The following is an 11,328-nucleotide window of genomic DNA, read 5'->3' as shown; positions in this document are numbered from 1 at the left end:
CGAGGCCCGCCATGGCGGCGCGATGGCGGGCCTCTCGCCGGCCGAGCAGAAGCGGCGCATCGAGACCGCGGCGCGGGTGCTGAACCTCGGCGATTGCCTCGATTGCACCGGCGTACTTTCACTCTCAGGAGAAGTCACATGCAGGCTATCACCTTTCCGGTTGCTGGCGAGGTCCGGCTGACGGATATCACCGCGCCCGACGCCGGTCCGGGCGAGGCGCTGATCGCCGTGCGCGCGAGCGGCCTCTGCCACACGGATTTCGACGTGCTGCACGCACGCTACGGCCCCGGCGCCTTTCCCCTGGTGCCGGGCCACGAATACGCCGGCGAGGTTGTCGCGGTCGGGCCGGATGTCGGCGACCTTTCGGTCGGAGATCGCGTCGCCGTCGATCCGAACCTCAGCTGTGGAACCTGCCGGTCCTGTCGTCGGGGCCTGGGAAATCTCTGCGAGCGTCTCGGGGCCTACGGTGTCTCGACAGGCGGCGGCTTCGCCGAGCTCAGTGCTGTCCGTGCAGGGAACCTGATGCCGATCGGAGACATGCCCTACGAGCTCGCAGCCCTGGCCGAGCCAATGGGCTGCGCGCTCAACGGCGTCTCGGCGGTCGATCCGAACCCGAACGATGCCGTGCTGATCTTCGGCGCCGGTCCGATGGGGCTGCTGATCGGGCTGGCGCTCCGTGCACAAAAGGTGACGCAGGTCACGTTCGCGGACGTTTCGCCCGACCGGCTTGAACTGGCCGAAGGCTTTGGCTTCAGGGCCGTCGCAAGCGGTTCGGCGGAGTTGGAGTCGATGCGCCGCGAGATCGACCTGACCGTGGACGCGACCGGCAAGGTCGAGGTTGCGGCGACCCTCATCGACTACACGGCTGACGGAGGCTCCTGCCTGTTCTTCGGCGTCTGCCCGCCCGCCGCACGCATCGACGTTGCACCGTTCGAGATCTTCCGTCGGCAGATCAGGCTCGCCGGTGCCCATTCACTCAACCACAACATCGCCGCGGCTCTCGGTGCCATCCGCGCCGCCGGACCGGACGTCGCACGTCTCGTTTCCCACCGCCTGCCGCTCGAAGAGGTTGCCGAGGTGTTGGCCGGGAAAGCGCCCGCAACGGGGCTGAAGATTCAGGCGGCCTTCGATAAATGACCACCGGCTTAAGCGGCCGCCGCTACGATGCGGGCCACTGCGACATCGACGGGACGCATGCGGGCAGCTAGCGTATCGGTGCGGTGATACGCAGCTTGGATAGCTTTGGCGATGGTGTGCGCCAGCGCGCGGGGCAGCGGCTGGGGAGTATCCGTTTTCTGAGGCCCAATCCCCCGAGAGATCCTTGCCGGGACGCTCTCCCGTCTCATTGCGCGGCTTTTGGCAGCTGCCGCACTCGGTAACGTGGTGTCGAGCCAGGCGGACATTTGGGAGCGGTGGCGCCTGTGTCGACGCAATGCGCCGGATTACAATCAGGATCGACTGACGGCCCTGCGGCGCTCGTGCGGCTCCTCCTGGCGGCTGACACATGGTACAACTGAGCGCGGGTATTAGCGCTTATGATTCGCGCTTTGATTGCGTTAACGGTGCCGGATTTTGGCTTTCCGGAGACTGCCATTTTGATTCACGATGCGCTCATATCGGCGATTTACGCCGGCGCCGCGGGAGAAACGGATTGGGCCGAGATCCCGAATGCCGTCTGCGACGTGTTCGGTGCCGGCGCCATGTTGTTTGCCGACGGATATGTCACGGACAAGAGCTCGTATCGGATCGCGCAGTTTAACTACGGCGAGGACGTTCTTGCCGACTGCGGCCTTACCGTGGCGGACAACTTCGATCCCAACCTAAATCCCTGCTTCCGCGCTTGCACACGGGCGCGCTTGAACGAGAGCTTTGAAGGCGGCGAAATCTTCCACGGCGAAACCGAGCGGCAGCGTGACTTTTTCGAGCACTGCTTCGTGCGCCGGGGTATCGCCTCGACGCGGGTATTCACGGTGATGCGGGAAGGCGGCGCCGTGGCTGGCGGGTTCATCGCGCGGCCGACCGCAGCCGGACCGATGGATGCGGCGGACGTCGCGCGTTTCGACGGGATGCTGTCGCATTTGCGACGCGCCACCGACATGCGGTTGAGACTCGAGATCGGCCGCGCGGCCTTGAGCAGCCTCGCCGAGATCATCGACCATCGCGCGACCGCCGTCCTGCTCGTGGACCGAAACCTGCGGATCGTATTTCGCAATGCGGTCGCCGAGACGATGCTGGCAGGCAGGAGCGGCGTGAGCGCGTTCGGGCGGACGTTCCGGCTGGCCGACCCGGCGGCCCATGCCCTGCTTCTGGCGCGTCTGGGCGACCTCTACGCGGATGGTGCCGTGCCGACGGAAACACCGATCCGCGCGAAGCGCCAAGACGGACTGCCGCCGCTCGCCGTGTCTGTCTACCGAGCGACGGGCATGTCCGCCGCGACCGGTGCGCATGCCGCGCATGCCTGCATCGTGATCGGCGATCCCTGCGACGAGGGTGGCCTGCCCACCGCCGAACGGCTTCAGGCCGCGCTCGGACTGACCCGGGCAGAGGCGAACGTGCTGCGTCTGACGCCACTCGCGCTGTCGCGCCGCCAGATGGCCGACCGCCTCGGGGTAGCCGAAAGCACCGTCAAGACGCATCTCGCGCGCGGGCGCGAGAAGCTGGGCGCCAGATCGACGGCCGCGCTTGGTCAGATCATGACTCGGGTCGGCCTCCGGTGATCCCGGAGCGAGGCCGTCACGAACGCGGGGCGTAACGCCGGCACAGCAAGACGCCGGCTTGCTGCACCCCCCTGAGATCGCCCGCAAGACCGGCCTCGGTAGGCACGCCATTCCGGACCCCATCTGAAGGCGCGCAACTCTGGCCGAACCTGATCCGCGTCATTCCGAGCGACACGCGCCGAACCTGCGCGATTCGCGCGAGCGGGCAGATGTCATCCCCCGGTTGGGGGAGGCTCGCCCTGAGTCCCGGCCCCATACTCGCTCCGACATTGGTTGCTGCTCATTTGATCGGAGCCCCGCATGATCCGTGCCTTCGCGCTCGCCCTCGGCCTGCTGTTTGTCGGAGAATTGGCAACAACGCTCATGAACGCGCCGATCCCGGGGGCGGCCCTGGGGCTGACGGCCGTCGTGGCGCTGTTCGCCCTCCGCGGCCGGCCCGATCCCGACCTCGAGCGGCTGTTCGACGGCGTCGCGCCTCACACGCCGTTACTCTTCGTGCCTACGGCGGCCGGGCTCGTCGCCCATGTCGATCTGTTGGCGCTCTTCTGGGTGCCGATCGTCGTGGCGGTCGTCCTTGGCACCGCCACGACGCTGGTCGTGGCCGGCCTTTGTGCACAGGCGCTCCTTTGCTCCGAGCGGAGCGCGGCATGACCGGCGCCGTGGCATTGGCGGTCGGCAACCCGCTCTTCGGGGTGACGGCAACGGTCGTGGCCTATGCCGCTGCCGAGGCGCTGCACACCCGGCTGCGCAGGCCGGCGCTGTTGCACCCAGTTCTGACTGCCAGCGCGGCCGTGGCTGTCATTCTGGCGGTCACGGGAATGCCCTATCAGGTCTATTTCGCCCAGGCCTTTCCGCTCCAGATCGCGCTCGGTGTGTTCGTCGTCCTTCTGGCCGTGCCGCTTTCCCGGCAGTTCGCGCTGATCCGGATGGCTGGTGGTGCGATCGTGCTGACGCTGCTCATGGGCTGGCTGGCGGCGCTCGTGACCGCGCTGGCCTATCCTGCCGTCTTCGGGGCCCCTCAGACGCTTCTGGCCACGCTCGCGTCGAAATCGGCCACGACGGCTGTTGCGGTACAGATGGCCGAGCGGCTGGGCGGTACACCTGCGTTGACCGCGTTGGTGGTGATCTCGACGGGCATCTTCGGCACCGCCTTCGGGCCAACGATATTGCGGCGCTCGGGCGTGCATGACGATCGCGCGATCGGCCTCGCCCTCGGCATCGCCGCGCACGCGATCGGCACCGCGCGGGCGCTGCAGATTTCGGATCGGTGCGGTGCCTTCGCCTCGCTCGGCATGATCCTGAACGCCGGTCTCACGATCCTTCTCGTTCCCATCATCCTCGGAGCCCTCTGATGACACGCCGGTGGATACGGGGGCTTGCCACGGCTGCGACGGGGCCGCTGCGGCTTGGTTCAACGGGTGGGTACGACTTCGGTCGCACGACGATCGCCACACATTCGGAGAATAGGAGCGCCACATGCTTACCCCTGATCGGACAGTCCGGGTCCCGACCCATCGCCGTCTGTTCCGCGCCATTGCCGTGCGCTGCACAGGACCCGGCGGGTACTACAACCTCGGCAACGCACTGGGCCTCGTCTCGGGTGTCGCGTTCCAGATCCTCGCCGCGCAGGATGCGACCGGCGGCTCGGCCCTCGCCGCCATCCGGGAGTACCTGGTCGGCAGCACGGGGGCGACCGCTCTGACCGTTGCCATGGTGATGTTCTTCGTCAGCGGCGAGCTTTATCATCGGGCATGGTCGGCGGGGACGACGCCCGACGCCGTGATGGTGCGCCGCGCCGACTTCCTCTCGGGGATTGCCGCCTTCGTTCTGGGGATCGCCCTCATTCTGTTCGGCAGCTTCTGGCTCGCCGCGGTCTCGACGCTCTTGCTGGCAGGCGGGAAAATCGGCAACGGGCTGACGCCCGGACGGGGCTGGCCGGTTCGCATCCCGTTGCCGGGTTACGGGACAACGCGGCATCGACAGATCGATGTCTTCCGCTTCAGTGCCCTGCTCAGCCGTGCTCCCGCGGTCGCTGCCATACTCTTGGAGCTTGCGCGCCTTTCGGCTGGCGGGGAAGGGGGCGCGCTGGACCTCGCGCAGTCCGGCGTCCTGCTGATCTGCTACATGCTGTGGTGCCGGGCGGATCTCCTGCTGTTTCGCCATTGACGACATCGCCTGGGGGATACCGCACGTCGCGCGCAAGCACGACAACGCGCTCGTGGCGGATGCGCAGGTCTGGGCGTCTCACATGTCGTCCCAATCCATGACGGCGCGGAGGGCACGGTCGAGCTGATCCTGCCAGAGCCAGCGCATGCCATCGAGGGCCTCCGCGTCCGCGCCCCATTCCACTGCGACGAGCGCGCCCTGGCACAGGCAGGCCCGCCAGTCTTCGACGAGCCGCGCAAACGGATAATCCGTCACGCCCGCCCCACAGAGCGCCTCGTGATAGCCTTCCAAAAGGACACGCTCTTGGGCACGGCGCGTGGCGGGCGACCAGTACGGAACGCTTGCATGGACCAGATCGAGCGTCCCCAGCCACAGCCGCAGCGACCACGCGAACGGCTGCCGGTCGACGAGGCAGAGCGCCGGCCCACCGGGCTCGCCTTGAATCCCCGGCCTGAGCGTCAGGACGTTCGTGGGGTTCGGGTCGCCATGAAGAAGGGCGACGCCGGACCCGTCCCGCGCCCGCAGACGCATGCGCTCGACGTCCTCGTCCAGGACGCGGCGCAGCCGGTCGCGTCGCCGCGCGTCTATCTCGTCGCCGAGGGCTTCCAGCACCGGCTCCAGCCCCCTCCCTACATGGCCGAGATACCGGTCGAGATCCGCGTCGAGGTCGTGAGTCCCGTCAGGATCGCCCGCCATGCCCCATCTGTGAGCGTGCAGCTTGCCGAGCGATGCGCCCAGGCATCGCGCATGGGATCTCGTGGGGGGAATGGTCTTGTTGTCCGTATGGCTGGCCGTCAGATCCGCGAGGAGAAGGGCGTAACCCTCGCCGATGCTGTCCGCGACATCCATGTCGTGAGGCCCTATCGCCGCGTGGCAGCGGACGAGCGGGGCGTCGTCGAGACCAACGTAATCCCGCGTGTAGTAGGCGACTTCGGAGGCGCCGAGGAAGTCGTGACCGGGCGGGCAGAGCTTGAGGAACATGGTCGGCGGTAGCGCCTCGCCGTTCGCGCTGCCCCTCAGGTGGAGCCGGGCGGCGGTGCTGCACGCGGCATCGACGGGCTCGACCCGCAGCTCTTCGATCCGAGGTGTCGCGTGTCCGGTGCTCTCGAGGGCCGCCGTGACCCAATTCAGGTCGACCTCATCCAGAGACGCCGGGATCTCGCTGTTTGGCATCGATATTTCCTGTTCAAAATGGACATCCGGGTCTCGAAAGCGCTGGACGACATCTCGATGGCCGCCGTCTTCGCCGCGCTGGGCCGCCCCGGTGCGGCAGGGCCCCAGAAGCGCGGGATCATCCGGGCTGCCCTGTGGAACGCGCCGTCAATCGGACCCTTGTCGAATCCGAAGCCGTGGAGCTCGTATCGGCGCGATACGGGGCGAAAAGCCTGGGTGACATCGCCCGCGAGGCGACAAGCGGCGAGTGACGGCTCTGTCCGCTGTCGCCCGCAGGTTCGGCGCGTCTGCTGCTATTCAAGACGCTCAGCCCGCTTCCCTCGCGACGGTTCTCTCTCTGGCCACCTGCCGCAGGCGTTCGAGAAACAAGGTGAAGGCGCGGGTTGGTTGGCGGCGACTTGAATAGAAGGCGTGATAGCCCGGAAACTCGGGGCTCCAGTCCGAGAGGACCTCGACAAGACGGCCGTCGGCCAGAAAGGGCGCGGCGAGGTCTTCGAGCATGTAGGCCAGCCCCATCCTCGCATGAGCCGCCCCCACGAGCGCATCACCATCGTTGACGACGACGGAAGGTGTGACCTTCACCGTCTCGGCATGCCCATCCTTCTCGAACGACCACGGCGACAGGGTGCCGCCGGCAGTCCTGAAGCCGATGCAGCGATGCCCGGCCAGGTCTCGCGGTATGCGGGGCCGGTCGCAGGTGGCGAGATACCCCGGCGCCCCCACTACGACGGACCTCAAGGGCGGCCCTACGGGTACGGAGACCATGTCCATTTCCAGATCGTCGCGCATCCGTACCCCGACGTCGAACCGCTCGGCGACGATATCGACATAGCCGTTCTCGACGCTCAGCTCGCCCTCGATCTCGGGATGGGCCGCGAGCAGCCGCGAGAAGGCCGGCCAGACCAGCGTATTCGCGGCGTGCTTTCCGCAAGTCACGCGCAGGCGCCCGCCCGGCTCCTCGCGCAGCTGTTCCAGATCGTCGATCTCGGCATCAATTTCCGCGATGACCGGAGAAAGCGTGTGCAGCAGACGCTCGCCCGCCGCCGTCGGGGAAAGGCTGCGCGTTGAGCGTGACAGCAACCGTATCCTGAGGTCGCCCTCGAGGCGCTTCACGGTCTGGCTGACGGCGGACTGGGTCACGCCGAGGCTGCGGGCCGCGGCGGTGAAGCTGCGCTTTTCCGCAACGCGGTGGAAGATGACGAGGTCGGAGAATTTGCGCGGGTTCATTCAGTAGCAATACTACTCAGTCCGACAAGTCCCCAAGCACTAATCGCGAACTGCATCCATGAACTAATAGAAGGTCAGCAAACAAGAGGAGCTGACCATGATTGACAAGATATGGTTCATCACCGGAGCGGGCAGGGGGCTGGGCCATCTGATCGCCCGGGATGCACTCGCCGCTGGCGACAAGGTCGTCGCGACCAGCCGGACGGTCGACGGGATCGTCAAAAGCCTTTCCGTCTCAGACGATAGCCTGCTCGTGCTGCCGCTCGACGTGACCGATCCCGAGGCGGCTTCGGCGGCGCATGACGCCGCTGTCGACGCGTTCGGCCGGATCGACGTGCTGGTCAACAATGCCGGCCGCGCTCAGCTTGGATGGTTCGAGACGATCCCGGACGAGGACGTGCGCCGGCAGTTCGAGATCAACCTCTTTGGCGCGATGAACGTGGCGCGCGCGGTGCTGCCCACGATGCGCCGGCAGCGCTCGGGTCTGATCGTGACGATCTCGTCGGTCAACGGCCTCGTCTCGAACCAGGGCGGATCGGTCTATGCGGCGTCCAAGTTCGCGCTCGAAGGCTGGATGGAGGGCCTCGCCGAAGAGATCGCACCGCTCGGCATCCGCTCTCTCGTCGTGGAGCCGGGAATGATGCGCACGAACTTTCTCGACCCGTCCACCGCGCGGCAGGGAAGTGTCGAGATTGCGGACTATGCCGAGGTCGTGGAGGGATTCCGACGTTTCATCTCACAAGCGAACGGCGCGCAGCAGAACTACCCCGAGGACCTTGCCGCCCTGATCGTCGCCGAAGCGTCCTCTGCCGCTCCTGCGCGACGGCTCTTGTTCGGTGCCGATGCGCACGAATGGGCCGGTGCCAAGTGCCAACAACTCGCAGCCGAGATCGACGCCTCCAGCGCGCGTGCCTGAGCCTGGACCTCGTCATCTGCCGCCGCTACCAGTTCGAACTTCGAGCTGCCGCACACCGCGGCTCGCCACGACGCCCGGATCGCGTTCCATCACAAGTCTTGATCACAACAATCACCGCTCCGGTCTGGCTCGTGAGGGCTGCGGAGACGAGGTCTGCGATACGGATCGTCACCTTCCACCAGAGAGGCCCTCACATGCAGAACCGACCGCTGAGCAACCGGATTTCGACAGGCTGGATCCCGCTGGGCGCTGCCGGAGCGGCGGTGGTCCTGTGGGGCTGTCTGCCGGCGCTCAGGCTTATGATCGGGGACCAGCCGCCCTTTCTCACTGCCACGATCGCGCTGGTGGCCGCGGCGGTGATGGAAACGCTGCGAAGTTGGGTCGTGGTGCTGCGGCATCCGGAGCTCGACACCGGGCATCGGCCGCTCTCGTTCGGGAGGGGGCTCGGGCTGGCGCTGGGACTGATCGGCGCGATCGGTTTCTACTTCATCGGTCTCGACCGGGCACCGGCGGCACAGGTGACGCTGATCACCTATGTCTGGCCGCTGATGTTCGTCATGGCGAGCGAGGTGCTGGACACTGGGCGGCTGCGGGCCTTGGCGATATGCGGGGGCGCGGTCGCGTTCCTGGGCTCGGCGGTGCTCATCCTCGGAACCGGCAGTGGGGCGGTCACGGCGGACCGGGTCATGGGCTATGCCGCGGGACTTCTTTCCGGTCTTTCCTGGGTCGTCTATTCGTTGATGCTGAAGCGCGGCGGTCAGCTCGGTCCGGATGCCTGGCCGCGCATCTTCACGCTCGCCGCGGTCGGCGCGGGCCTGTGCCACTTCGCGCTGGAACCCGTGGCGCTCACCTTCGATCCGCGCGGCTTCGCCGTGGCGGCGGCGATCGGGCTGGGGCCCTACGGCATTGCCTTCATCGCCTGGGCCTACGGCGTGGCAAAAGGCCCGTCCCGCACCGTTGGAACCATGGCCTACGGGGTGCCGGTGGTGGCCACGGCCCTTCTGGCGTCCATCGGAGCGACGGAACTCACCTGGAAGCTCTTGCTCGGTGCAACTCTGGTGATGGGCGGCATCGTCATCGCGAGCCGGAATGACGAGTTTGGAATGCGGCTTTTGTCGCTCATACCCCGCCGCCTGCGACGAACCGCTCCTTGAGCATGTCGCCAAGGAGGCGCGCTGCCTCGGTGGGCCGTCCCGGCCGTCGGTGCAGTGCGATCTCGATCTCCGGCAGCGCCGGCAGCCCGGACACCGAGGCCGGCCCGACCGCCTGTGCGGCCTGCTGCATCATGCTCCGGGTGAGCGCCGTCATGGCGAGGCCGGCGCCCACCATCGCAGTCTGTCCGGTCAGGCTCATGCTCGTATAGGCGATCCGCCACGGCATGCCGGCCGCGCTCAGCGCCTCCGTCATCGAGGTCCGCAGAACGCAGACCTCCTTCGGATAGACCGACAGCGGCAGCGGCGCCGCGTCGTCGGGACGGAAGTCCGGCGCCGAGACCCACTGCATCGGCTCGCGGCGCAGGATCTCGCCGCCGGGGACACTGGGCATCCGCGTGACCACCGCGAGGTCGAGCGCGCCGTCCTGGACCTGCCGCATCAGCTCGACCGAGAAGGCGCAGGAAAGATCGAGCGTGACCTCCGGGTGCTGAAGCCGGAACGCCCGGATCGTGTCCGAAAGCTGCGCCGCGTAGTCGTCGGGCACCCCGAGCCGAACCTGCCCGCTCAATCGGTTGCTCGAGAGGCTGCCCCAGGCCTGATCGTTGAGCCGCAGCATATCCCGCGCGTGGGCAGAGAGATCCTGCCCCGCGGCGGTGGGGGCGACGCCGCGCCCCAGCCGAACCAGCAGCGGCTGGCCGACCTCCGCCTCGAGCCGCTTGATCTTCATGCTGATCGTGGATTGCAGCGCCCCGCTGGCGCGCGCGGCGGCGGTGAAGCCGCCGGTGTCGATCACCGCGACGAAGGCGCGAAGCTGTTCGAGATCGAAGGTCTGGCGGGTCATCTCGAGTATCACCGGTATTGATCGAAACTATCAATGGCAAGGTGTCGAACGATGGCTCGGCACGCGTTCGGCGCCTGTCAGCAGAGCCCGCCTCCGCGAGGCCGCACGGCGCACTGAAGTGCAGGGGACGCGGCCCTCCGAGTGCGGGTCTTGGCCCATTTCCGTCGCCAGACAATCTATGATTGAAAAATTGTGTAAACGATTACACGGTGGATTCGAGCTCATTTGAGGGAGGAGACATGACTCAGCACATTCGCCATGCCGCGCTTGGCACTATCCTTGCCGGCGCGGTGGCGCTGCCGGCCGCGGCGCAGGACGCGCTGCCCATCGCGGTGCAGATGTACACCCTGCGCGATCTCGGCACGCTGGAAGAGCAATTGCAGGCCGTCGAGGATGCGGGCGTCACCGCGATCGAGACCGTCGGGACCCATGACGTCAGCGCCGAAGAGATGACCGGTCTGCTGGATGAGCACGGGATCGAGGTGATCTCGAGCCACGTCCAGCTCGACTCGCTGCGCGAGGGCATCGACGACACCGTCCAGTTCAACAGGGCGATCGGCAACGACACGATCACCGTGCCCTACCTTGCCGAAGAACAGCGTCCGTCCGACGCCGAAGGCTGGCGCGATCTGGGCGAGGAACTGGCCGGCATTGCCGAGGACCTTGCCGAAGAGGACATGCGGCTGGCCTATCACAACCACGATTTCGAGATGGTGGAGTATGACGGGCAGACCGCGCTGGAGATCCTGTTCGAGGCCGCGGGCCCGGACCTGCTCGCCCAGGTGGACCTCGCCTGGGTCGAAAGAGGTGGCCACGATCCGTCGGAGTTCCTGCGCACCATCGGCGACCGCGTCTTCGCTGTCCACGCCAAGGACAACGCGCCCGAGGGCGAGAACGAGGACCAGCGCGGTTTCGCCGCCGTGGGCGTCGGCACGCTGGAATGGCCGGGCATCCTGGAGGCCGCGCAGGAGGTCGGCACCGAATGGTACATCATCGAGCATGACCTGCCCGCGGACGCGGCGGGCGTGATCGCCGAGGGGGCCGAATACCTGCGAGCCGAGCTGCCGCAGGACGCCGCGAACTGATCATTTGATCGCGCCCCCCGCGCGAGGGGGCCGCCAATCCGACACGGAC

At 67.1% G+C, this 11,328-nt stretch carries 11 protein-coding genes; 8 read left to right on the top strand and 3 right to left on the bottom strand.

Annotated elements, in window-relative coordinates:
- Window positions 1-138: 138 nt before the first annotated feature.
- The 5 genes from BMZ25_RS07020 (at window position 139) to BMZ25_RS07000 (ending at window position 4,883) form a co-directional block, all read left to right on the top strand.
- Window positions 139-1,137, top strand: coding sequence for an alcohol dehydrogenase catalytic domain-containing protein (locus tag BMZ25_RS07020; RefSeq protein WP_092690841.1), 999 nt, complete (start codon window positions 139-141; stop codon window positions 1,135-1,137).
- Between the two features lie 410 nt (window positions 1,138-1,547).
- Window positions 1,548-2,717, top strand: coding sequence for a helix-turn-helix transcriptional regulator (locus BMZ25_RS07015; RefSeq protein ID WP_177190411.1), 1,170 nt, complete (start codon window positions 1,548-1,550; stop codon window positions 2,715-2,717).
- A 300-nt stretch (window positions 2,718-3,017) separates the two neighbouring features.
- Entirely contained in the window at window positions 3,018-3,368 is a 351-nt protein-coding gene (locus BMZ25_RS07010; RefSeq protein ID WP_092690829.1) for a CidA/LrgA family protein, read from the top strand.
- The gene (locus tag BMZ25_RS07005) at window positions 3,365-4,069 is read left to right on the top strand and encodes an LrgB family protein (protein WP_092690826.1); all 705 of its coding nucleotides are present in this window, start codon (window positions 3,365-3,367) and stop codon (window positions 4,067-4,069) included. Before BMZ25_RS07010 ends, BMZ25_RS07005 begins: the two co-directional genes overlap by 4 nt.
- A gap of 124 nt (window positions 4,070-4,193) precedes the next feature.
- A complete protein-coding gene (locus BMZ25_RS07000; protein ID WP_092690819.1) occupies window positions 4,194-4,883 on the top strand; it encodes a hypothetical protein in 690 nt (229 codons plus the stop codon).
- Window positions 4,884-4,961: 78 nt separating this feature from the next.
- Here the strand turns inward: BMZ25_RS07000 and BMZ25_RS06995 are convergent, their stop codons facing one another.
- Window positions 4,962-6,056 (bottom strand): hypothetical protein, encoded by a 1,095-nt coding sequence (locus BMZ25_RS06995; protein WP_092690813.1) that lies wholly within the window; start codon window positions 6,054-6,056, stop codon window positions 4,962-4,964.
- A 306-nt stretch (window positions 6,057-6,362) separates the two neighbouring features.
- Window positions 6,363-7,283, bottom strand: coding sequence for a LysR family transcriptional regulator (locus tag BMZ25_RS06990; RefSeq protein ID WP_092690808.1), 921 nt, complete (start codon window positions 7,281-7,283; stop codon window positions 6,363-6,365).
- A 97-nt stretch (window positions 7,284-7,380) separates the two neighbouring features.
- Here BMZ25_RS06990 and BMZ25_RS06985 point away from each other — a divergent pair, with 97 nt between their 5' ends.
- A complete protein-coding gene (locus BMZ25_RS06985; protein WP_092690803.1) occupies window positions 7,381-8,199 on the top strand; it encodes an SDR family oxidoreductase in 819 nt (272 codons plus the stop codon).
- Between the two features lie 194 nt (window positions 8,200-8,393).
- Complete coding sequence (locus tag BMZ25_RS06980) at window positions 8,394-9,353, top strand: DMT family transporter (protein WP_092690801.1); 960 nt, start codon at window positions 8,394-8,396, stop codon at window positions 9,351-9,353.
- On the opposite strand, the gene BMZ25_RS06975 is transcribed toward BMZ25_RS06980, so the two are convergent.
- Window positions 9,319-10,194, bottom strand: a complete 876-nt coding sequence (locus tag BMZ25_RS06975; RefSeq protein ID WP_092690798.1) for a LysR substrate-binding domain-containing protein — start codon at window positions 10,192-10,194, stop codon at window positions 9,319-9,321. The genes BMZ25_RS06980 and BMZ25_RS06975 overlap by 35 nt on opposite strands.
- A gap of 239 nt (window positions 10,195-10,433) precedes the next feature.
- Between BMZ25_RS06975 and BMZ25_RS06970 the strand changes: the two genes are divergently transcribed.
- Window positions 10,434-11,279 carry a sugar phosphate isomerase/epimerase family protein gene (locus BMZ25_RS06970; RefSeq protein ID WP_092690794.1) on the top strand — a complete coding sequence of 282 codons (846 nt, stop codon included), beginning with the start codon at window positions 10,434-10,436 and terminating at the stop codon, window positions 11,277-11,279.
- Window positions 11,280-11,328 lie beyond the last annotated feature (49 nt).

The sequence above is a fragment of the Tranquillimonas rosea genome (genome assembly GCF_900111315.1).
Lineage (GTDB): Bacteria > Pseudomonadota > Alphaproteobacteria > Rhodobacterales > Rhodobacteraceae > Tranquillimonas > Tranquillimonas rosea.
Note: the sequence above shows the minus strand (reverse complement) of the source record. Positions and strands in the feature narration are given on the sequence as shown.